Here is a 22,055-nt window from a genome sequence, read left to right as displayed (position 1 = left end):
TGACTTTATTATGCAAATAACTATATCAAGAGAACAATTTTTAAAACCTTTGGTGCAAGTATCTGGCGCAATTGAGCGCAAGCATACCTTGCCTATCTTATCTAACGTTTTGTTAGAGGTTGAAAATGGCGAACTTTCAATGACAGGCACAGACCTTGAAATTGAACTTGTCGCAAAGGTTTTTGTTGGCGATGATACCGCTGATGCAAAATTGACTTTGCCAGCTAAAAAATTACTCGATATTTGTAAAAGTCTGCCAGACGGTTCAGATTTAACGTTGAGCAGTCAAGATCACCAACTATTACTGACCAGTGGAAAAAGCCGCTTTTCATTAACTACACTCGCTGCGGAAGACTTTCCTAATCTTGAGCAGTGGGATGGTGAAGTTGAATTTCAACTAACGCGCTTAGAACTGCGAAAGTTACTTGAAAGCACCCACTTTTCGATGGCCAATCAAGACGTACGCTATTACTTAAATGGTATGTCGTTTGAAGTAGATAATACTGATATAAAAACAGTGGCTACTGATGGTCACCGTTTAGCAATTGCGCAAAAACAATTAACGCAATCGTTAAACACTCAACGTCAGCTAATAATTCCGCGTAAAGGCGTACAAGAAATTATGCGTCTAATGGTTGCTGATGATGAGTTGGTGACAATTCAATTTGGTGCAAATCATATTCGTATTTTAGATACAGAGTTTACTTTTACGAGTAAATTAGTTGATGGGCGTTTTCCTGATTACCGCCGAGTATTGCCACGTGGTGGTGATAAAGTTATTACCGCAAATCGTGAATGGTTACGCAGTGCGTTTCAACGGGTATCTATTTTATCGAACGAGAAGTTTAGAGGTGTACGGTTAAACTTATCGAACGGACTATTAAAAATTACCGCCAACAACCCAGAGCAAGAGCAAGCTGAGGAAGTGGTTGAAGTGAGCTATCAAGGTGATGACTTAGAAATTGGCTTTAACGTATCGTATGTTTTAGATGTATTAAATACATTAAAAACAGAAGACGTTTTATTTACGCTTGCTGATTCAAATAGTAGTGCATTGATAGAAGGTGCTGGCGATGAAGAAGCCATGTACGTTGTTATGCCAATGCGCTTATAAGGCACTATGAGTTTAAGTCATTTGAGCCTCAATAATTTTCGGAATATTGAGGCGCTCACTGTAGAGCCAGTGAATGGTATTAACATAATTTATGGTGAAAATGGCAGTGGCAAAACCAGCCTTCTTGAGGCTATTTATTACCTTTCTCATGGCAAGTCTTTCCGTACCCCAAAACACAAAAGTATCATTACGCACCATAAAGAAAAATTCACCATTCATGGTCGTAAATCACTTTATAACTTATCAATTCCAATCGGTATTAGTAAGACTTTAAGTGGTGAGACAGAATTAAAAATACAGGGTAAGTCTAGTCGTCGAGTGTCTGAACTTGCCCAATTAATGCCAGTACAAGTGATCACCCCAGAAAGCTATTCGTTGTTTTTTGGTGGTCCAAAAGAACGCCGAAAATTTTTAGATTTAGGATTGTTCCACGTGGAACAAGACTTTTTTTATTTGTGGCAATCTTTCAATAAAGTATTAAAGCAACGTAATGCATTATTGAAAAGTAAGCCTAAGAATTATTTTGATCAAATCAAGTTTTGGGATAAAGAATTTGTTAGACTGGCAGACCAAATAAATAATTTACGAATTGCGTATATAAGTAGGTTTAAGCAGCAATTTTTTGATAAAATGTGTGCAGAATTAACGCTTATACGCGATTTAGAAATAAGTTTTTATGCTGGTTGGAAAGAAAATGAATCTCTAGCCGACGCTCTCGAACAAAGCTTTGAGCGTGATAGTCGCCAAGGTTTTACAAATAAAGGGCCGCATAAAGCTGATTTCAGTTTTAGTGTCGCTGGCAATAGTGTGGAAAACACCTTTTCACGCGGTCAATTGAAACTATTGCTTTATGCGTTAAAAGTAACGCAAAATAGTTTGATTGAGTCAGAGACAGAAAAGCAATCAATATTGCTAATAGATGATCTACCTTCAGAGTTAGGGGAAGATACGAAAGAGAAAGTAGGACAGTTATTGTCGCACTGTAGCTCTCAAATATTTATCTCTACAATTCAATCTGAAAGTATTTCTGCTGTGGTGGAACCCATGCAACGAGAACTACAAATGTTCCACGTGAAACATGGCAACCTAATAACAAGATAAGTGGGATTAACCATGTCTGAGAATTACGATTCGTCGAGTATTAAAGTACTAAAAGGATTAGACGCAGTAAGAAAGCGTCCTGGAATGTATATAGGGGACACCGATGATGGCACAGGCTTACACCACATGGTGTTTGAAGTCGTTGATAACTCTATCGATGAAGCCTTAGCAGGTCATTGTGATGACATCTTTGTCTCAATTCATTTAGATGGTTCAGTCTCTGTTCGAGATAACGGCCGTGGTATTCCAACTTCAATTCATGAAGAAGAAGGCGTGTCAGCTGCTGAAGTAATTATGACAGTACTACATGCTGGTGGTAAGTTTGATGATAACTCATATAAAGTATCAGGCGGCTTACACGGTGTTGGTGTTTCAGTAGTAAATGCGCTTTCAGAAAAATTAAAGCTAACAGTTCGTCGTGAAGGCAAGCTACATGAGCAATTTTACACTATGGGTGTTCCTGATGCGCCACTAGCTGTAATTGGCGAATCAGAAACCACAGGTACTGAACTTCGTTTTTGGCCAAGTGGTGAGACTTTCACAAATTTAGATTTCCATTACGATATTTTAGCTAAGCGCTTACGCGAGTTATCATTCCTGAATTCAGGTGTGAGTATTATTTTAAATGATGAACGCGAAGAAAATAAAACTGACCACTTTAAATATGAAGGGGGTATTCGTGCCTTCGTTGAGTATTTAAACCGTAACAAAACACCTATTCATAAAGGTGTATTCCACTTTACTCATGAACGTGAAGAAGATGGTATTAGCGTTGAAGTATCAATGCAGTGGAATGATGCTTACCAAGAAAACATTTACTGTTTTACAAACAACATTCCACAACGTGATGGTGGTACTCACTTAGCCGGTTTTAGATCTGCGCTAACTCGTACACTTAACAACTATATGGAAAAAGAAGGCTTTAACAAAAAAGCTAAAACAACCAGTAATGCAACAGGCGATGATGCCCGTGAAGGCTTAACTGCAGTTGTTAGTGTTAAAGTTCCTGATCCTAAGTTCTCATCACAAACCAAAGATAAGCTAGTTTCAAGCGAAGTTAAATCAGCTGTAGAACAAGCAATGGCTGAGAAATTCACTGAATTCTTATTAGAAAATCCAGTAGATGCAAAAATAGTTGTTGGTAAAATCATTGATGCTTCTCGTGCTCGTGAAGCGGCGCGTAAAGCCCGTGAAATGACTCGTCGTAAAGGCGCAATGGACTTAGCAGGTTTACCTGGTAAGTTAGCGGATTGCCAAGAAAAAGATCCAGCCCTGTCTGAACTATATATAGTGGAAGGGGACTCTGCTGGCGGATCAGCCAAGCAGGGTCGTAACCGTAAGAATCAAGCGATTCTTCCGCTTAAAGGTAAAATACTAAACGTAGAGAAAGCGCGTTTTGATAAGATGTTATCTTCACAAGAAGTTGCCACGTTAATTACAGCCCTTGGTTGTGGTATTGGTCGCGATGAGTATAACCCTGAAAAATTACGCTATCACCGAATCATTATCATGACCGATGCTGACGTCGATGGTTCGCACATTCGTACGTTACTATTGACCTTTTTCTACCGTCAAATGCCAGAAATCGTTGAACGTGGTTATATCTATATTGCTCAACCACCACTTTATAAAGTGAAAAAAGGTAAACAAGAGCGCTATATTAAAGATGATCCAGCACTTGTCGAATACCTAACTTCATTAGCATTAAATGGTGCCGCACTTTATACCGGTTCTGATGCATCTGCACTTGAAGGTGAAGCTTTAGAGGCTATCGTTCATGATTATCAAAACACAGTTAAAGTTATTGAGCGCTTAAAACGTAAATACCCGAATACGGTTATGGAACGTTTGATTTATCAAACAGAGCTAAACGAAACTGATTTAGCCGATGAAGCTAAAGTAATCGAGTGGACCAAAACGTTAGTCGATGACTTAGTCGCACGTGATGAAGATGCAACTATCTTCGCGGCTGCAACAGAGCATGATACTGAACGTAACTTATATTACCCAGTTATCAATATTCGCCAACACGGTGTTGATAAGGCACACGTACTAAGCCATGACTTTATCTCTTCACGTGATTATAAACGCATCGCAGTAACTGGTACTAACATTGCCAATATCTTAAGTGAAGGTGCTTATATTCAACGTGGTGAGAAGACTCTAGCTGTTGATAACTTTGTGGATGCATTGGAATGGTTGATCGCAGAATCTAAGCGTGGGCTATATATCCAGCGCTATAAAGGGCTAGGTGAGATGAATCCAAGTCAGCTGTGGGAAACTACCATGGATCCTTCAGCGCGTCGCATGTTACAAGTAACCATTGAAGATGCTGTTGGTGCAGACCAATTATTCGCAACCTTGATGGGTGACCAAGTTGAGCCGCGTCGTGAGTTTATCGAAACTAACGCACTACGTGTAGTTAACTTAGACGTATAATTAAATTATGGTAATCACAAAAAAGGAGCCTTAGGCTCCTTTTTTATTTTCTCAATTGCACAAACTGCTTAAAACATGACTACGCACAAGGTATACTGAAGGTAATTTTCACGCTACATCACAGCAGATACTAAAAGCCAAATATGCAAAAATATGACGTTAAAACCTTTCAAGGTTTGATCCTGGCTTTACAGGATTACTGGGCACAGCAAGGCTGTGTCATTATTCAGCCACTTGATATGGAAGTTGGTGCAGGCACATTTCATCCGCAAACATTTTTAAAGTCTATTGGTCCTGAACCAATGTCGAGCGCGTATGTGCAACCATGTCGTCGTCCTACCGATGGCCGTTATGGTGAGAATCCAAATCGCCTGCAACATTACTACCAGTTCCAAGTCGTATTAAAACCATCACCAGATAACATCCAGGAGCTATATTTAGGCTCATTAGCGGCTGTTGGCATTGATACCCTTACTGACGAAGTACGCTTCGTTGAAGACAACTGGGAATCACCTACGCTAGGCGCATGGGGTCTTGGTTGGGAGATCTGGTTAAACGGTATGGAAGTAACCCAGTTTACCTACTTCCAACAAGTAGGGGGCTTAGAGTGCTCTCCTGTTACTGGTGAGATCACTTATGGTCTTGAGCGTTTAGCTATGTACATTCAAGGCGTAGATAGCATCTACGATCTAGTATGGGCTGATGGCCCAATGGGTCGTGTTACTTACGGTGATGTATTCCATCAGAACGAAGTTGAGCAATCAACTTATAACTTTGAGCATGCAAATGTTGACGATTTATTTGCCCAGTTTGATAAATGCGAAGCTGAGAGCCAAAAGCTAATTGAAGCAAGCTTACCATTACCTGCTTATGAGCAAGTAATGAAAGCATCACACGCATTTAACTTATTGGATGCACGTCATGCTATTTCGGTGACAGAGCGCCAGCGTTATATCTTGCGCGTTCGTGCATTATCTAAAGCGTGTGCACAAAGTTATTATGACAAACGCGAAGCGCTTGGTTTCCCGTTGTGTAAGGATAAGTAAGCATGTCAGCACAAAATTTATTAGTAGAAATTGGCACCGAAGAGTTGCCACCAAAATCATTGCGTAAACTTGCCGAAGCATTTGCTGCAAATCTAACTGCAGAGCTTGAGAGCCTAGAGCTTAATCACCAAGGCGTAAGCTGGTATGCATCTCCTCGTCGTTTAGGTTTACAAGTAACAGCACTTGAAGCTCAGCAACAAGACAAAGAAGTAGAAAAACGTGGCCCTGCAACGAAGGCTGCATTTGATGCCGATGGCAAGCCGACCAAAGCTGCAATGGGTTGGGCTCGTGGTTGTGGTATTGAAGTAAGTGAAGCGCAAACACTCGAGACCGATAAAGGTGCATGGTTGTTACACATTGCTAAAGTAGCAGGCAAAGAAACCACAGCCTTGATGGCTGATGCGGTAAATAAAGCGTTAGCTAAACTTCCGATTCCTAAACCAATGCGTTGGGGGGCGAATAAAACACAATTTATTCGTCCTGTTCATACCGCAACTATTTTGTTTGGCGATCAGCTAATTGAAGGCGAAGTCCTTGGTAAAGCAGTGGGTAACCAACTGCAAGGCCATCGTTTTCATCATCCAGAAAAAATCACAATCAAACACGCTGATGATGTTTTTGAGGTGCTTAAGTCTGCACATGTTGTTGCTGATTACCAGCAGCGTAAAGCACAAATTCGTAGCCAAATCGAAGCTGCAGCAACAGCTGTTAATGCAGTAGTAGCTATGGATGAAGATTTACTTGAAGAGGTAACTTCATTGGTTGAATGGCCAGTAACTCTTACTGCAACATTTGAAGAAGCGTTTTTAGATGTACCAGCCGAAGCGCTGATCTACACCATGAAAGACGATCAAAAATACTTCCCATTACTTGATCAAGACGGCAAGCTACTTAACAAGTTTTTATTTGTTTCAAATATCGAAAGCAAAAACCCAAGCGTAGTTATCGCTGGTAACGAGAAAGTAGTGCGCCCGCGTTTAGCTGACGCGCAGTTCTTCTTTGAAACAGATAAAAAGAAAACTCTTGAAAGCCGTTTAGAGTCACTTAATAGCGTATTGTTCCAACAGCAATTAGGTACGCTTAAAGATAAGTCAGAGCGTATTAGTGAACTTGCTGGTTACATTGCTGAGCAATTAGGTGCCGATAAAACACTTGCTAAGCGTGCTGGTTTATTAAGTAAAACCGATCTAATGACCGAAATGGTGATGGAGTTTACTGACGTACAAGGTGTGATGGGGATGCACTATGCACGCCATGACGGTGAAGCCGAAGATGTTGCCATTGCCCAAAACGAGCAATACATGCCGCGTTTTGCCGGTGATAATTTACCTACAAACTTAATTAGCTGCGCAGTAGCGATTGCCGATAAGTTCGATACACTAGTAGGTATTTTTGGTATTGGCCAAGCACCAAAGGGTGATAAAGATCCATTTGCGCTTCGTCGTGCTGCCATTGGTGCGCTGCGTATCATGGTAGAAAAAGAACTACCACTTGATATTTTAGATCTAGTCGCAAAATCACAAACCCTGTTTGGCGATAAGCTAACTAACTTAAATGTATCAGCCGATGTATTTGAATTTATGCTAGGGCGCTTCCGCGCTTGGTATCAAGACGAAGGCATTGAAGTAGACGTTATTCAAGCAGTACTAGTGCGTCGCCCAACTAAGCCTGTTGATTTTGACCGTCGTGTTAAAGCGGTTAGTCACTTCCGTACATTAGACGCCGCAGAAGCGCTTGCAGCAGCTAATAAACGGGTAAGTAATATTCTGGCTAAAAATGATATTACAACGCAAGGCACTGTTGACGAGAGCTTATTAAACGATGATGCCGAAAAGGCATTAGCGGCACAAGTTGCTAAGTTTGCCACTGAATTAGCGCCGTTATACGCGGCTGGCGACTATCAAGAAGCGCTTGCCCAACTTGCGGGTATTCGTGAAAGTGTTGATAACTTCTTCGACAACGTGATGGTAATGGCAGACGATGAAGCCGTTAAGCAAAACCGTTTAGCATTACTAAGTCAACTGAGTGGTCTATTTTTAGATATTGCTGATATTTCTGTATTACAGAAATAAATTCAGCTTCGCTTAAAAAGCCAGCAGCTATGCTGGCTTTTTAGTATTAGAGGGAATACCTATGAAACGTATATTAACAGTGGCTCTAGTTGCTTTACTGAGTGCTTGTTCGAGCCAAATACAAATGCCAGATCTTAGCGATGTACTGCCAGGCCAAGCACTTGACCGTACAATGTACCTACGCGGCGACTTCAATTTATGGGATGCAGAAACGCAATATGAATTTACTCAAGTCGCGCCTGCGCTTTATCAAGCACAAGTAAAGTTTTCAACACCGGGTAAAGTGTATGAGTTTAAAATCGCTGATATGGAGTGGAGCGCAGGTTATAACTGTGGGTTCAGTGAACAAGATCCAACCGGTCAATCTCTGACGTTAGGGCAAAGCGTCAAAGCAGATTGCAATACTACCTATAATTACTTTAGCTTCACTCCTGCAATTAAAGGCAGCTACATCGTTAGTATCGATTATCATAATAACGATCAGCCAAAAGTAACAATAACCAAGAAGTGAGGTAGAGATTGAGGTTTGAGTACACTGATTATATTTACAAAAGTAATTACATCCTGTTAATATTGTTATTGATTTTTTGCGTTAATCGTAGTCAATCATTTTTGAGTATTATATCAAAACTTCTTTAAAATCTATAAAGAGCTCGATATCACTATACTCTGCTCGTTTATATGAATAAAAAAAATTAAAATAGGATTACAAATGTTAAAAACTACAGTAACAGCAGTTGTTTTAGCGGGGGCTTTTATAGCTGCTCCATTACAGGCTAAAGAGGGCGTTAACCCTTGGCAGGATTGTGGTATCGGCGCAATGATATTCCCAGAGAATGGAACCGCAGCAGCAATTTCAAATATTATTTGGGATTTAGGTACTACAGCAGTATCTTCAAATATATCATCTGTTGGTAGCTGTGAAGGCGCAGGTGCAAAAACAGCTCTATTTATTCAACAAACATTCCCTGTACTTGAGCAAGAAATTGCTGAAGGTGAAGGTGATTATGTTACTGCAATGTTAAATGTGCGTGGTTGTGACGCTAGTTCTCATGGTCAAATTGTAAATGCTATCCGTAGCGATTTTGCGACTAAACCTGCTCAAGACCCTCAAGCATTATATGCAATTGTTGAAAGCAAAGTGACAACACAGTTTGCAGCTACTTGCCCAGTTATTTAACTGTTAATAGAGTAGGTGTCAGCACCTACTCATACTTATGACTACAATCAAATACTTACCAGCACTAGCACTGTTTGCTACGTTTTCATCTTATTCATCTAGCTCACTTTCCGAGCATCCAACCTGGTTGAAATTAGGGCATTATAAAAATGCATCAGCTCCTCAAAGTTATATTGAGAGTGATTCATTTTTTATCTCAAAAAATGGCAAAAATAACCCTTCATCCGAGTTAAAAGCAACGATTGATGCATTTAATAAAGACGCACAAATGCAATGCAAATATCCTGCTAGATATCAGTGGTTACTATCACAAGGGCTTGAATTCTCAGAGCCAAAGGTTGAATGCACCGAACTTATAGAGTGGAGAGATAAACAACCGATTCACTCTGTAAGTTTAGTCTTTGCTTCAGGGTATATGAGTAATCCGGCTTCGCTTTATGGTCATATGCTTTTAAAGCTAAATAGATCAACGCCAGAGCACAATAAGTTACTAGATTATAGCTTAAATTATGGCGCACTAGTTCCTGATAATGAAAACGGTTTGGTCTATATTACGAAAGGGCTATTTGGCGGTTACGAGGCCGGTTTTTCTGATCAACTATTTTACCGTCATCAACATAACTATGGTGAAATAGAGCTGAGAGATATATGGGAATATAAGCTTAACTTTAGCCAAGAAGACGTCCTCTTTTTAACTAATCATTTATGGGAAATTATGGGGGCTAAGTATTCTTACTATTTTGCGGATGAAAACTGTGCATTTCATATCGCAAGGGTTGTTGAATTAATTATAGGGGAGCAGTTAACGAATGAGCTTTCGCCTTGGGTTATTCCTGCGACTATTTTTTCTCGCTTAAATAGTGCTCAATATAATAACGAAAAGCTAGTAAAACAGATTGAGTTTACTCCTTCAAGAAGTAGTGTTTTTCATCAATATGAAAACAATCTTTCAGCGAAAGACTCCAAGCTGGCTTTAGCTATTTATCATTCGCAAAATATACTTTTTGAGCCGACATTTACAAATCTAGATGTGGTAACTAAAAAACGAATTATTGAAACTCTTTTTGAGTTTGTTCAGTTGCAACAAATAAAAAAATATGATGTTGAACACATTGAAAAGTTAAAAAAAGCTCTTATTAAAGCTCGTTTAGTCCTACCTCCAGGTAAAGAAACCTCTTTTATTAATTATGATAAACATGCACCGCATTCAGCTCAGAAACCCTCAAATATATCTATTTCTTCGACTGTGTATAAAAATGAACAAAGTCTAAATTTAGGTTTCAGATTAAGTTATTTTGATTCATTAGCTTCTGATATTGCCAGAGTTCCTTACTCTAATTTAGAGATGTTGGATGTTGAAGTTGCTTTATTTGATTCGCAGTTATATCTAGAAAAATTACATCTTTTAGATCTAGAATCATTTAACCCAGCCTATAGCCAGTGGCCAAATGAAGGCGGTTGGGCATGGCAGATAAATGTAGGTTATGAAAGAAATCGCAGCCAGTGCTTTAGTTGCTCAAGTACATTTGCCATGGCAGGAGTTGGAAAGTCATGGTTATTAAATGCTAATCAGTCGCTAGTGTACGGTATGATTAATGGTTATGCTGGTGAATTACAAAGCACCCAACAATGGCTGGATACTTCAATAGAGCTAGGATTTTTAACGACTGTAACTTCTAATTTAAAACTAAGAACATCAATTGAGAAGTTTTATCACCAACAGTTAAGCGGTATTGCAACTAACATCGAGCTATCAGTGCCTATCAATCAAGATTTCGATATACGATTTGGTTATAAACATGCAACAGAGTTTCAGTGGCAGCTGAAAATAAACTTTTACTGGGATTAATGAATGTTTTAATTATGGTTAATTATTGATTTATAGCCCTTTTTTCACTAAATATCGATACGGTACTGCATCCACTTCCTTTTCTAACAATGTGTGATCCATAAAGCGGCAGAAACTGGGGATATCACGGGTGGTGGATGGGTCGTCGGCAATAATTAATAAAGTTTCGCCATTTTCCATTTTACGTACCGCGCTTCTGATCATCATTACAGGCTCCGGACAGCGTAGGCCAATGGCATCTAATTGGTGATCGGGATTCTCAAAACTCATTGCATAACCTTTACTGTTTATTTAGCGCTTAACGATTAGTTTAAGGCTGCTAGTTTAACGACCTCAGCCTGATAAATAAAGTCACTTCACTTGTGCTTATAAAGCGACATAACTTAGCTGCAAAAAATTAATTATAAAAAAGCCGCGTCGATTTATAAATCGACGCGGCTTTTTATCACCAAGGTATTACTTAATACATTTTATTAATCTTGCACACGTTCAAATACCGTTGCGATGCCTTGGCCTAAACCAATACACATAGTGGCTAAACCATAGCGTGCATTTTTATCTTCCATCAAGTGGATTAACGAGGTGCTAATACGTGAGCCAGAACAACCCAAAGGATGACCCAGAGCGATAGCGCCGCCGTTTAAATTCACTTTTTCATCAACTACATCAGCAAGACCTAGGTCTTTTAATACTGGTAGTGATTGTGCTGCGAATGCTTCGTTAAGCTCGGCAACATCGATATCATCAATAGTGATACCGGCTTGCGCTAATGCTTTTTTACTTGCTGGTACTGGGCCGTAACCCATGATTGATGGATCGCAACCTGCAACCGCCATGGCTTTAACACGTGCACGAATTGGTAAGCCTAAAGCTTTGGCTTTTTCTTCGCTCATTACTAACATAGCAGATGCGCCGTCAGAAAGAGCTGAAGACGTACCGGCAGTGACTGAGCCCGATGCTGGGTTAAATACTGGGCGTAGCTGTGATAAGCCTTCTACGGTTGTTTCCGGGCGAATTACTTCGTCATCTTCAACTAAAATCAGTGAACCATCTGCGTCATGACCTTCCATTGCGAGGATTTCGCGGCGGAAACGTCCTTCAACCGTTGCTGCATGAGCTCGTTGATGTGAGCGGTATGCAAATTGGTCTTGCTGCTCACGGGTAATACCGTGAATAGTTGCAAGGTACTCTGCGGTTAAGCCCATTGAGCCAGATGCTTGTGCAATTGAAGTTGCTAAGCCTGGGTGAAAGTCGTTACCGTGGGTCATTGGCACATGACCCATGTGCTCAACACCACCAATGATGTAGGTATCACCAGCGCCAGTCATGATTGCGCGAGCAGCATCGTGTAATGCTTGCATTGATGATCCACATAAGCGGTTTACTGTTACCGCTGGCACTGTGTGAGGAATGCCGGCAAGTAATGCGGCATTACGAGCAACGTTAAAACCTTGCTCTAAAGTTTGTTGTACACAACCCCAATAGATATCGTCAATCGATGCTGGATCAACGGCTGGGTTGCGATCAAGTAAGCCCTTCATTAAGTGGGCGCTTAAATCTTCGGCACGCTTATGTTTAAATACACCGTTTTTTGAACGGCCCATTGGCGTGCGGATACAATCTACAATTACTGGAGTATTCATGGTCTTATCCTTCCACCTTATAGAAAATACGGCCTTCTTCAGCCCATTTGCGAGTTTGTTCAGATACTTGGTAAATCGCACCTAGATGAGCGTATTTGTCAGCTGTTGCAACAAAGTTAGCTAGTCCAGTTTGATCTAAGTAACGGAACGCGCCGCCTCTAAATGGAGGGAAACCAATACCATAAATAAGTGCCATATCAGCTTCTTGTGGAGAAGCAACAATGTTTTCTTGTAAACACAGTAGCACTTCGTTGATCATTGGTATCATACAACGGTCGATAATTTCTTGTTTATCAAACTCTTTCGGTGCATCAGTGATTGAACTAAGTAGCTCAACGGCTTGTGGATCTTGAGCTTTTTTCAAGCGACCGCGACGATCCGGAGCATACTGGTAGAAACCCGCTTTGTTCTTTTGACCAAAACGCTTTTCGTTAGCGAATATTGTTACCGGATCTTTTTCGGCACGTGACATGCGCTCAGGGAAACCATCTGCCATCACGCCAGTACAGTGGTAAGCCGTATCAATACCAACAACATCAAGTAAGTATGCAGGACCCATAGGCCAGCCAAATACGTTTTCCATTACTTTATCTACTTTGGCAAAATCAGCGCCTTCAACAACTAACTTACTAAAGCCGGCAAAGTATGGGAATAATACACGGTTTACAAAGAATCCTGGGCAATCGTTAACAACGATAGGTGATTTACCTAACTTTAAGGCGTAATCAACAACAGCGTTAATAGTTTGCTCTGAGGTTTTCTCACCGCGAATAATTTCTACCAGTGGCATTTTTGGTACTGGGTTAAAGAAGTGCATACCACAGAAATTTTCAGGTTTTTCAAGAGCCGTGGCTAATTCATCAATACGAATAGTTGATGTGTTAGACGTTAGGATAGTGCCTGCAGGCATGTCTTTTTCAAGACCGGCTAAAACGGCTTGTTTAACTTTAGGGTTTTCGACAACTGCTTCAACAATGATATCAGCGCTTTGTAAATCGCTATCATTAAGAGTTGGTTTGATTTTACCTAACGTTGCTACCATTTTGTCCATCGCCATATGGCCGCGTTGAACTTTTTGACCTAATAGCTTAGATGCTTCACCCATACCTAAATCAAGCGCATCCTGTTGGATGTCTTTCATTATAATAGGTGTTCCTTTATAAGCTGACTGGTAAGCGATACCGCCACCCATAATGCCAGCACCAAGTACTGCAGCTTGTTTAATTACTACATCACTAGTTTTAGCTTGCTTGCGCGCTTTACCTTTGATGTATTGATCTGCTAAGAAAATACCCGTTTGGGCTGCCGCTTCTGGGGTGCGTGCTAATTTAGCAAAGTTGGCATTTTCAATCGCCATTGCTTCGGCGCGTTCACAGTTTGCTGCTGCTTTAATAGTGCGAACTGCCATAATAGGAGCAGGATAGTGGCCTTTGGTTTTACCCATAACCATACCTTCAGCCATTGCAAAGCTCATACCTTGCTCAACACGGTTCAATTTAAGTGGTTGTAATTTTACTTGTCGCTTAGCTTGCCAATCTAGTTTTCCAGAGATAGCTAATTCAAGCGTTGAAATTCCTGACTCTATAAGTTTGTCAGCACTAACTACAGCGTCAACAGCACCTACTTTTAAAGCATCAGCTGCGCGGTTTTCGGCACCAGAGGTGATCCAAAGCATCGCATTATCAGCACCAACAATGCGTGGTAAGCGAACTGTGCCGCCAAATCCAGGCATGATGCCAAGTTTTACTTCTGGTAGGCCAATTTTAGCATCAGTGCTAGCAACACGATAATCGGTAGCGAGTACCCACTCACAACCACCACCAAGTGCTAAGCCATTGATAGCGCTTAAAGTTGGGAATGGTAAATCTTCTAGCGCGTCAAAAACATCAGTGGCATCTTTGATCCACGTTACTAATTCAGCTTCTGGTTTAGTAAAGGTAGGTAAAAACTCGAAAATATCGGCGCCAATAATAAAGTGTTCTTTATCACTGGTAAAAATCATGCCTTTGATATCACTGTTTGCGGCTAATTCTTTTAATGCAGAGGCGCAATCTTTCAAGGTTTGCTGAGACAAAGTGTTTACAGAACCTGCAACACAAAATTTGAACTCGGCGATATTATCCTTGATGAAAGCAACTTCAAAGGAATCGCTTTTATATAACATTATTATTCTCCCTAGTTAGTGAACTAAGACTGGTACGATGAGTTTGCATTTCAATCAGTGTGCTTGCTTTAAATTAAAAATGCAACGAAAAATTTACTGTGGTGTCTTACTACTGGTTAAAATATAGCTTGTTTGGTGCTAAGGTGTAGGCGAAGTGTTTGTCTTTTATTTACCTTTGAATATTTAAGGTCATCATGAAAAAACAATTTTTAAGTGTAACGGCAGCAGCATTATTATTTCCTTTATTTTCTGCCTACGCTAATACGGAGCATGACGCATTTTTAGATGCTGAAAAAAAAGTCAAATATGCTAGTTATCAAGAGTTTAAGGAAGTCGTTGCACAGCTAGACCATCCATTAAAGCCTTATGTAGAGCAACTCTATTGGCAGCGCCATCCTGATATTGAGCATCAATCTGAAATAGAGCGTTATTTAACTATTTATCAAAGTACGCCTTTAGAGTGGCCGGTGCGCAAAGCATGGCTGCAGAATTTACAAAAGCAAAACCGCAAAGCTGCTTTTATTAATAATTATCGCGAGACTACAAATAGTGAGCTGACTTGCACTTACCTGCAGTATCAGCTTGATTTAGGGGCGCCGGAACAAGCGATAATGAGTCAAGTAACAAATTTATGGACTGTCGGGAAATCACAGCCAGAAGAATGCGATTCACTATTTAATGTTTGGCGTAAAAAAGGTTATATGAGCCAAGAGCAAATATGGCAACGCATTACGTTATCGGCACAAGGTGGCTCGCAAAGCTTACTGCCATACTTAAAAACCTTATTACCGAAAAATGAGCAATACTTGGCTGACTTTTACCGAAAAGTTCGCAGTGATCCCAGTGCAGTAGCAGGAATGTACCGCTATAAGCATAAAACAGTTAAAGAAAGTGAAATTGCACACTATGGAATTAAACGCTTAATTTGGCGAGATAAAACCTTGGCACTTAAGGCGTGGGAAAAGTTAGACAAAATGTTTAACTATTCTGACGAGCAAAAGGCTGATGTTTATTATAGTTTTGCTTTATCGCTGGCATCAAGTGGCCACCCTGAGGCGCGTTTTTGGTTGAGTAAAGTGCCCAAAGATCGCCAAGATCGTAAATTAATGCAATGGCAGTTAGGCAATATGCTAAAAACCCAAGATTGGTCGGGCATTGTGGCGTTTTTTACAGGTAAAGAAAATCTTAGTCTGGGTCAGCAATATTGGTTAGCGTATAGTTTAGAACAACGAGGTGATACACAGCGTGCTAAAGCTATTTGGCAAATAGTCGCAAAAGAGCGTGATTATTATGGATTTTTGGCTGCTGCGCGGTTGGGTTTACCTATTGAGCTCAATAATCAACCATTGTTAGTGAGCGACAAATTAATGCATGAGGTGGCTAATGCCCCTGGTTTTAAACGTGCTAAAGCGATGTATGAACTTGAGCGGTTTACTTCTGCTCGTCGCGAATGGAATTATTTAACAAGCACTTCTAGCGATGAAGAAAAGCTCGCGGCTTCAAAACTCGCAGCAGAATTAGATTGGTACGACAGTACTATTTATACTTTAGCGCAAATTAAGGCATGGGATTATGTAGAGTTACGTTTCCCATTTGCTTTTCAAGATTTATTTGAACGTTATAGTAAACGTAATCATATAGATGTTACTTGGAGCATTGCTATTTCGCGCCGTGAAAGCTCTTTTGCACCTGATGCACGTTCTCATGCTAATGCGCGTGGCTTAATGCAGCTATTACCAAGTACAGCAAAGTATGTAAATAAAAGTACTGTTTCAGGAAACCGTTTAAGTCAACCTAAGACCAATATACGTTTAGGTACAGAGTATTTAGAATACTTAAAAAAGAAAAACCATGGCAACGAAATACTAGCTACAGCCTCGTATAACGCCGGTTACCATAGAATCAGAAAGTGGCTACCAGATGAAGCCATGCCTGCTGAATTATGGATTGAGCTTATCCCGTATCGTGAAACTCGGGAGTACGTAAAAAATGTATTTGCATATCGTCAGGTTTATCACACGCGTTTAGGGCGCGAAGGAAATATATTGGCACCAATATTGGATATGAAGATGGGTGGCTAAGGCACAAGTGCTTTAGCGCATCTGCATTGGGGTTAAACAGGGTCTATGTTAGACTTGAAATAAGTTAAATTTAACAGATGGGTTTTCTATGGATAAATTAGCCGTTTTATATGCCGAACATATTGCAACACTGCAGCAGCGTACTCGTACTATTATTGAACGTGAAGGATTAGAAGGTTTAGTGATCCATTCTGGACAAGCTAAACGTCAGTTTTTAGACGATATGTATTATCCGTTTAAAGTTAACCCGCATTTTAAAGCTTGGTTACCGGTCATCGATAATCCACATTGTTGGATTGTTGTAAATGGCAGTGATAAGCCAAAACTAATTTTTTATCGCCCAGTCGACTTTTGGCACAAAGTGCCAGATGAGCCACGAGATTTTTGGGCTGATTACTTTGATATCGAGCTATTATTACAGCCTGATCAAGTTGAAAAACTATTACCGTACGATAAAGCGAAGTACGCTTATATCGGAGAATACCTAGAAGTAGCCCAAGCGCTAGGCTTTAGCATTATGAATCCAGAGCCGGTGCTCAATTACTTTAATTACCACCGCGCTTATAAAACTCAATACGAACTTGAATGCTTACGCCAAGCTAACCGTATTGCGGTTGATGGCCATAAAGCGGCGCGTGATACCTTTTTTAACGGTGGCTCTGAATTTGATATTCAGCAAGCGTATTTAATGGCTACTCGCCAAAGCGAAAACGAAATGCCGTATGGCAATATTGTTGCGCTTAACGAAAATTGCGCTATTTTGCACTACACTCATTTTGAGCCTCAAGCCCCAAAGGCACATCATTCGTTCTTAATTGATGCTGGCGCTAACTTTCATGGTTATGCTGCAGATATAACTCGTACTTATGATTTTAAAAAGTCGGGCGAGTTTGCCGAATTAATTGCCGCAATGACACAACACCAAATTGCATTGGGTAAAGCATTGAAACCAGGCTTGTTATACGGTGAACTGCACTTAGATTGCCATCAACGTATTGCTCAGGTGCTTAGTGATTTTAATATTGTTAAGTTACCAGCTGCTGAGATCGTTGAGCGCGGTATTACGTCGACTTTCTTCCCGCATGGACTTGGTCATCATCTTGGTTTACAAGTACATGATATGGGTGGTTTTATGGCTGATGAAAAGGGTACACATCAAGCCCCACCTGAAGGTCATCCATTCTTGCGTTGCACGCGCTTGATTGAGAAAAACCAAGTATTCACGATTGAACCTGGTTTGTACTTTATCGATTCATTACTTGGCGATTTAGCGCAAACTGACAACAAACAGTTTATTAACTGGGAAAAGGTTGAAGCGTTTAAACCATTTGGTGGTATTCGTATCGAGGACAATATTATTGTTCACGAAGATAGCTTAGAAAATATGACCCGTGATTTATCGTTAGATTAATTATCAGGTGTTAAAAGTTGGGGCCATATGGCCCCATTTTTTGCTTCATTATTTGGGTTTATTAAAGAATGTCAGAATATAAGTACCCAGCAGCAACCGTTTTTCATCAAGAAGAAATAAAAAAAAGCACCTTTATTGTGCATATCGCTCATACGCCAGATTTAGCCTCGGCAAAAGCGTTTATCCGTGAGATTGAAAGTAAATACAGTGATGCTCGTCATAACTGTTGGGCGCATGTTGCAGGCAATCCAGGTGGTAGTCATGTTTATGGTTTCTCTGATGATGGTGAACCAAATGGTACGGCAGGAAAGCCTATGCTTAATGTGTTAATGGGCTCTGGGCTTGGAGAAATCACTGCTGTGGTTACTCGTTACTTTGGCGGTATAAAATTAGGCACTGGCGGATTAGTCAGAGCATATGGTGGCTCGCTAAATAATGCCTTGGCACATTTAACAACCACATTAAAAGTTCCTAGTGTTGAGCTGGTGGGCTGTAGTGATTACAGCACGCAAGGAGCGATAGAGCAGTTACTAAAAACGCAATATCAAGTACTTAACATAGAAAAGCAATTTACTGCTAATATTGAATGGGTTATCACTATAGATAGCCGCCAAGCCACACAAGCCATAAAAGATATTTATGATTTGAGTCATGGCGCGGTTGAGTTAAGTATTAAAGAGTAAGACAATAGCATTCACGCACTAATCATTACTTAATAAAAAAGCGATAGCTCAATGCAATTTCGTACCATCATAAAAATTCTCGGCCAATTGGTTGTACTGTTTAGTATCACTATGGTGCCGCCGGCAATTGTATCGCTCATTTATAAAGATGGTGGTGGTGTGCCATTTGTCCTCGCATTTATATTCAGTGTAATTATTGGCTTAATTGCTTACTACCCTAACCGCCATGAGCATGGGGATTTGAAAGCACGCGAAGGCTTTTTAATTGTGGTGCTATTTTGGTTAGTTCTAGGGGCATTCGCATCTTTACCGCTGATTTTTTTACAAGAACCTAATTTATCCTTAGCAGATGCGGTATTTGAAGCGTTCTCAGGTTTAACGACGACAGGAGCAACTGTACTCACGGGCATTGAGTATCTTCCTAAATCGGTATTATTTTATCGTCAGCAATTACAATGGTTTGGCGGTATGGGGATAATCGTACTTGCGGTTGCGATACTACCCATGCTTGGTGTGGGTGGTATGCAGTTGTATCGAGCTGAAATTCCGGGACCTGTAAAAGACTCCAAAATGACGCCACGTATTGCCGATACCGCAAAACATCTTTGGTATATTTATGTGTCGTTAACTACGGCGTGTACTTTGGCATATTGGGCTGCAGGAATGAATTGGTTTGATGCAATTTGTCATTCATTTTCTACAGTTGCAATAGGCGGATTCTCTACTTACGATGCTTCTATGGGACACTTCGACAGTCCATTAATCAACTTTATTTGCGTGATATTTCTAATCATCGCTGCCGTTAATTTCACCTTGCATTACGCGGCTGTTTCGAGTCGAAATCTCAGGGTGTATATCCGCGACCCTGAGTTTAAAGTGTTTTTGTTTATTCAACTAGCGCTGGTGATTGTGTGTTTTACGGTACTGTCGTCCAATAATATATATGCAAACGGTGACGAAACGCTCGATCAGGCATTATTTCAAGCGGTATCAATTAGTACTACTGCGGGTTTTGCCACCGATAATTTTTCAGCATGGCCGTTGTTCTTGCCTATTTTACTGATATTTTCGAGTTTTATTGGTGGTTGTGCGGGTTCCACTGGCGGCGGTATGAAAGTAGTTCGGGTGTTTTTACTTTATCTGCAAGGAATACGTGAGCTTAATCGATTAGTGCATCCTCGTGCTATTTACTCTATTAAACTTGGTCGTAAGGCATTACCAGATAAAGTAGTTGAAGCCGTATGGGGATTTTTCTCTGCTTATGCGTTGGTATTTGTCATTATTATGTTAGCGTTAATGGGGACCGGTATGGATAACATAACGGCGTTCTCAGCCACCGCAGCTTGCTTAAATAACCTCGGCCCTGGTTTGGGGGATGTTGCGTCGCATTATGGCGCTATTAGTGATGGCGCTAAATGGCTATTAACCATTGCGATGGTGTTTGGGCGATTAGAGATATTCACCTTATTAGTGTTGTTTACACCGACCTTCTGGCGTGGTTAATTTGTATAAAAGCGATTACTTGTACAAGATGATTTATTTGTAGTTGGAAAGGAAATGGCAAAAACAAGACAACAATTAAACTTAGAAAACCTTGCCTATATTAGTGCTGGTAGCATTGTTGATGTCGAAATCTTAACACCCACAGCCAGCAAACGAGTTAAAACTGAATTTGTTGGTTTATTGCATGAGCGTTTTGTGATCTTAAATTACCCCTCAGCAAAGCGTTTAGGTAACGCGGGGGAATATTTAAAAGATGGTGTTGTGGTGATCGTCAGAGCGGTGCTTGAAAGCGGTGGTGGGCAAGTTATAGCATTTCGTCAGCAGGTTATGTCAGTGTCGTCGCACCCGGCACGGCTTATTTATTTAAACTTCCCAACTGAAGTGCAATTATTTAGTTTACGATCACAAACTCGTATTCCCACATTATTAGCTGCAAAAATAAAGTTTAATGACGAACGCGAGATGCAAGGAGTTATTAAAGATATCTCAGTAACTGGGGTGATGTTTGATGTAAAAAGCAAAGCTGATCTCAGTGAATTAAAGAATACTCAGTGTCATATTATGCTCGATAAAAATAATAAAGGTGTTACTGAGTTTAGCGGACAAATATGCAGTGTTAAAAGCCATGCCACTAGCGCGCAGTTTGGTATTCAACTAACGGCAAGTGAAGACGAGATGAAAACTTTCATGAAAGACCACTTTATTGACCTTTCAGTGCTTGAGCCGCTGGTGTAAATTTGTGCATATTCGCTATTTTGCGACAAAATAGCGGATATACCGTAACCTACCTTAAAGAACTCTAAATTTATTTTTATTGTTATTAATTATCAGTAACATAGATTTTTTATTTATTTCAGTTGCTAGTTTTCAGCTGGTTAATTTCAGCGCCTGTCACTTTTCTTGCCTATAAAAATATAAATACGAACACTGTAAGTACTGATCTGTGTCTTTTCTATTAAACCTAATCAATTGATTTTTATAAACTATATTTTATAGGTGGTTTACGTGTTGCTAAAAAGCAACAAAAAACACCGTAAATAGCCAGTCAAAAGTAAAATTTATTTTTAACAATTTGATTTTAAAGGTTTTTTAAAATGTGGCACCGAAGTTGTAATAGTCTAGTTGTACAGAACGAAAATGTGATTAGCACATCGTTCGAAACCATAAACATTGAAGGAATATTTATTATGAACACATTAAATAAAACGTTGGCACTTATTGCTCTAGCATCTTCTTCAGCCGCATTTGCTGCAACAGACTTTGACACATTAGATGTTGATGGTAATGGCGCAATTAGCCAAAGTGAAGCTTCAGTTGATGCTGAGCTTATGAGCCAATTTGCAGAGCTTGATAGCGACGGTAACGGCGAGCTTTCAAAAGCAGAGTTTTCAAAAGCTTAATGTCGCTTTTTGACAGGGAAAAATGAAAAGGACTTCGTAACACACTATTCATCATCTCAGGTGAAAGGAGATAACCAATGAACATACTAAATAAAGCGATAGTACTTATTGCATTAACCTCTTCATCAGCAGCATTTGCCTTTGAGGCGTTAGACTTCGATACCCTTGATGTTGATGAAAATGGTGTGATCAGTCAAGTTGAAGCCGCAGAAGATGCTGAGCTTTTAAATAGATTTGCAGAGCGTGATACTGACCAAAACGGTGAGTTATCAAAAGAAGAGTTTTCAAAAGCTTAATAACCTAATACTGAGTTTATCCTGAGTTGCCAAAGACAACCTAAGTGGGCAGGGAACCCATGATAAAGGATAA

The 22,055-nt window shown here is 40.2% G+C and carries 18 protein-coding genes; 15 read left to right on the top strand and 3 right to left on the bottom strand.

The window, feature by feature from the left end; all coding sequences use genetic code 11:
* Positions 1-10 precede the first annotated feature (10 nt).
* The 8 genes from dnaN to H5232_RS05205 all read left to right on the top strand — a co-directional run bounded on the left by dnaN (position 11) and on the right by H5232_RS05205 (position 10,801).
* Positions 11-1,114, top strand: a complete 1,104-nt coding sequence (dnaN, locus tag H5232_RS05240; protein ID WP_149983170.1) for a DNA polymerase III subunit beta — start codon at positions 11-13, stop codon at positions 1,112-1,114.
* A gap of 6 nt (positions 1,115-1,120) precedes the next feature.
* A complete protein-coding gene (gene recF / locus H5232_RS05235; RefSeq protein WP_145241717.1) occupies positions 1,121-2,215 on the top strand; it encodes a DNA replication/repair protein RecF in 1,095 nt (364 codons plus the stop codon).
* Between the two features lie 12 nt (positions 2,216-2,227).
* Positions 2,228-4,654, top strand: coding sequence for a DNA topoisomerase (ATP-hydrolyzing) subunit B (gene gyrB, locus H5232_RS05230; RefSeq protein WP_182830607.1), 2,427 nt, complete (start codon positions 2,228-2,230; stop codon positions 4,652-4,654).
* A gap of 143 nt (positions 4,655-4,797) precedes the next feature.
* Complete coding sequence (glyQ, locus tag H5232_RS05225) at positions 4,798-5,700, top strand: glycine--tRNA ligase subunit alpha (RefSeq protein WP_145241722.1); 903 nt, start codon at positions 4,798-4,800, stop codon at positions 5,698-5,700.
* Between the two features lie 2 nt (positions 5,701-5,702).
* Positions 5,703-7,772, top strand: a complete 2,070-nt coding sequence (gene glyS, locus H5232_RS05220) for a glycine--tRNA ligase subunit beta (protein ID WP_182767839.1) — start codon at positions 5,703-5,705, stop codon at positions 7,770-7,772.
* A gap of 61 nt (positions 7,773-7,833) precedes the next feature.
* The gene (locus tag H5232_RS05215; protein ID WP_182830606.1) at positions 7,834-8,283 is read left to right on the top strand and encodes a hypothetical protein; all 450 of its coding nucleotides are present in this window, start codon (positions 7,834-7,836) and stop codon (positions 8,281-8,283) included.
* 201 nt (positions 8,284-8,484) lie between these two features.
* Positions 8,485-8,952 carry a DUF3015 family protein gene (locus H5232_RS05210; RefSeq protein WP_182830605.1) on the top strand — a complete coding sequence of 156 codons (468 nt, stop codon included), beginning with the start codon at positions 8,485-8,487 and terminating at the stop codon, positions 8,950-8,952.
* A 37-nt stretch (positions 8,953-8,989) separates the two neighbouring features.
* A complete protein-coding gene (locus tag H5232_RS05205; RefSeq protein WP_182761696.1) occupies positions 8,990-10,801 on the top strand; it encodes a DUF4105 domain-containing protein in 1,812 nt (603 codons plus the stop codon).
* 30 nt (positions 10,802-10,831) lie between these two features.
* Here the strand turns inward: H5232_RS05205 and tusA are convergent, their stop codons facing one another.
* The 3 genes from tusA to fadB all read right to left on the bottom strand — a co-directional run bounded on the left by tusA (position 10,832) and on the right by fadB (position 14,608).
* Complete coding sequence (tusA, locus tag H5232_RS05200; RefSeq protein ID WP_182718508.1) at positions 10,832-11,071, bottom strand: sulfurtransferase TusA; 240 nt, start codon at positions 11,069-11,071, stop codon at positions 10,832-10,834.
* Between the two features lie 203 nt (positions 11,072-11,274).
* A complete protein-coding gene (gene fadA / locus H5232_RS05195; protein WP_149983177.1) occupies positions 11,275-12,444 on the bottom strand; it encodes an acetyl-CoA C-acyltransferase FadA in 1,170 nt (389 codons plus the stop codon).
* Between the two features lie 4 nt (positions 12,445-12,448).
* On the bottom strand, positions 12,449-14,608 hold the full coding sequence (gene fadB, locus H5232_RS05190; RefSeq protein WP_182718507.1) for a fatty acid oxidation complex subunit alpha FadB: 2,160 nt from the start codon (positions 14,606-14,608) through the stop codon (positions 12,449-12,451).
* A 194-nt stretch (positions 14,609-14,802) separates the two neighbouring features.
* On the opposite strand from fadB, the gene H5232_RS05185 reads away from it, so the two are divergent.
* The 7 genes from H5232_RS05185 (at position 14,803) to H5232_RS05155 (ending at position 21,982) form a co-directional block, all read left to right on the top strand.
* Positions 14,803-16,689: a transglycosylase SLT domain-containing protein gene (locus H5232_RS05185; RefSeq protein WP_182740623.1), complete on the top strand. Its 1,887-nt coding sequence runs from the start codon at positions 14,803-14,805 to the stop codon at positions 16,687-16,689.
* 88 nt (positions 16,690-16,777) lie between these two features.
* The gene (gene pepQ, locus H5232_RS05180; protein ID WP_182740624.1) at positions 16,778-18,100 is read left to right on the top strand and encodes a Xaa-Pro dipeptidase; all 1,323 of its coding nucleotides are present in this window, start codon (positions 16,778-16,780) and stop codon (positions 18,098-18,100) included.
* Positions 18,101-18,168: 68 nt separating this feature from the next.
* Positions 18,169-18,783: a YigZ family protein gene (locus H5232_RS05175; RefSeq protein ID WP_182740625.1), complete on the top strand. Its 615-nt coding sequence runs from the start codon at positions 18,169-18,171 to the stop codon at positions 18,781-18,783.
* A 51-nt stretch (positions 18,784-18,834) separates the two neighbouring features.
* Positions 18,835-20,286, top strand: coding sequence for a TrkH family potassium uptake protein (locus tag H5232_RS05170; RefSeq protein WP_182718503.1), 1,452 nt, complete (start codon positions 18,835-18,837; stop codon positions 20,284-20,286).
* A gap of 54 nt (positions 20,287-20,340) precedes the next feature.
* Positions 20,341-21,021 carry a flagellar brake protein gene (locus H5232_RS05165; protein ID WP_182740626.1) on the top strand — a complete coding sequence of 227 codons (681 nt, stop codon included), beginning with the start codon at positions 20,341-20,343 and terminating at the stop codon, positions 21,019-21,021.
* Positions 21,022-21,473: 452 nt separating this feature from the next.
* The gene (locus H5232_RS05160) at positions 21,474-21,686 is read left to right on the top strand and encodes a calmodulin (RefSeq protein ID WP_182718501.1); all 213 of its coding nucleotides are present in this window, start codon (positions 21,474-21,476) and stop codon (positions 21,684-21,686) included.
* A gap of 77 nt (positions 21,687-21,763) precedes the next feature.
* Positions 21,764-21,982, top strand: a complete 219-nt coding sequence (locus H5232_RS05155; RefSeq protein ID WP_145241750.1) for a calmodulin — start codon at positions 21,764-21,766, stop codon at positions 21,980-21,982.
* Positions 21,983-22,055 lie beyond the last annotated feature (73 nt).

Source organism: Pseudoalteromonas sp. SG41-5, from assembly GCF_014164495.1.
Lineage (GTDB): Bacteria > Pseudomonadota > Gammaproteobacteria > Enterobacterales > Alteromonadaceae > Pseudoalteromonas > Pseudoalteromonas rhizosphaerae.
This window is presented reverse-complemented; position numbering and strand designations above follow the sequence as displayed.

What these genes read in the sequence shown, in the direction of transcription:
- H5232_RS05205 (WP_182761696.1), top strand. Translation starts at nt 8,990, where the DNA reads ATGACTACAATCAAATACTTACCAGCACTAGCACTGTTTGCTACGTTT.
- H5232_RS05155 (WP_145241750.1), top strand. Translation starts at nt 21,764, where the DNA reads ATGAACATACTAAATAAAGCGATAGTACTTATTGCATTAACCTCTTCA.
- fadA (WP_149983177.1), bottom strand. Translation starts at nt 12,444, where the DNA reads ATGAATACTCCAGTAATTGTAGATTGTATCCGCACGCCAATGGGCCGT.
- H5232_RS05165 (WP_182740626.1), top strand. Translation starts at nt 20,341, where the DNA reads ATGGCAAAAACAAGACAACAATTAAACTTAGAAAACCTTGCCTATATT.
- pepQ (WP_182740624.1), top strand. Translation starts at nt 16,778, where the DNA reads ATGGATAAATTAGCCGTTTTATATGCCGAACATATTGCAACACTGCAG.
- H5232_RS05215 (WP_182830606.1), top strand. Translation starts at nt 7,834, where the DNA reads ATGAAACGTATATTAACAGTGGCTCTAGTTGCTTTACTGAGTGCTTGT.
- dnaN (WP_149983170.1), top strand. Translation starts at nt 11, where the DNA reads ATGCAAATAACTATATCAAGAGAACAATTTTTAAAACCTTTGGTGCAA.
- tusA (WP_182718508.1), bottom strand. Translation starts at nt 11,071, where the DNA reads ATGAGTTTTGAGAATCCCGATCACCAATTAGATGCCATTGGCCTACGC.
- gyrB (WP_182830607.1), top strand. Translation starts at nt 2,228, where the DNA reads ATGTCTGAGAATTACGATTCGTCGAGTATTAAAGTACTAAAAGGATTA.
- recF (WP_145241717.1), top strand. Translation starts at nt 1,121, where the DNA reads ATGAGTTTAAGTCATTTGAGCCTCAATAATTTTCGGAATATTGAGGCG.
- glyQ (WP_145241722.1), top strand. Translation starts at nt 4,798, where the DNA reads ATGCAAAAATATGACGTTAAAACCTTTCAAGGTTTGATCCTGGCTTTA.
- H5232_RS05185 (WP_182740623.1), top strand. Translation starts at nt 14,803, where the DNA reads ATGAAAAAACAATTTTTAAGTGTAACGGCAGCAGCATTATTATTTCCT.
- fadB (WP_182718507.1), bottom strand. Translation starts at nt 14,608, where the DNA reads ATGTTATATAAAAGCGATTCCTTTGAAGTTGCTTTCATCAAGGATAAT.
- H5232_RS05210 (WP_182830605.1), top strand. Translation starts at nt 8,485, where the DNA reads ATGTTAAAAACTACAGTAACAGCAGTTGTTTTAGCGGGGGCTTTTATA.
- H5232_RS05175 (WP_182740625.1), top strand. Translation starts at nt 18,169, where the DNA reads ATGTCAGAATATAAGTACCCAGCAGCAACCGTTTTTCATCAAGAAGAA.
- glyS (WP_182767839.1), top strand. Translation starts at nt 5,703, where the DNA reads ATGTCAGCACAAAATTTATTAGTAGAAATTGGCACCGAAGAGTTGCCA.
- H5232_RS05160 (WP_182718501.1), top strand. Translation starts at nt 21,474, where the DNA reads ATGAACACATTAAATAAAACGTTGGCACTTATTGCTCTAGCATCTTCT.
- H5232_RS05170 (WP_182718503.1), top strand. Translation starts at nt 18,835, where the DNA reads ATGCAATTTCGTACCATCATAAAAATTCTCGGCCAATTGGTTGTACTG.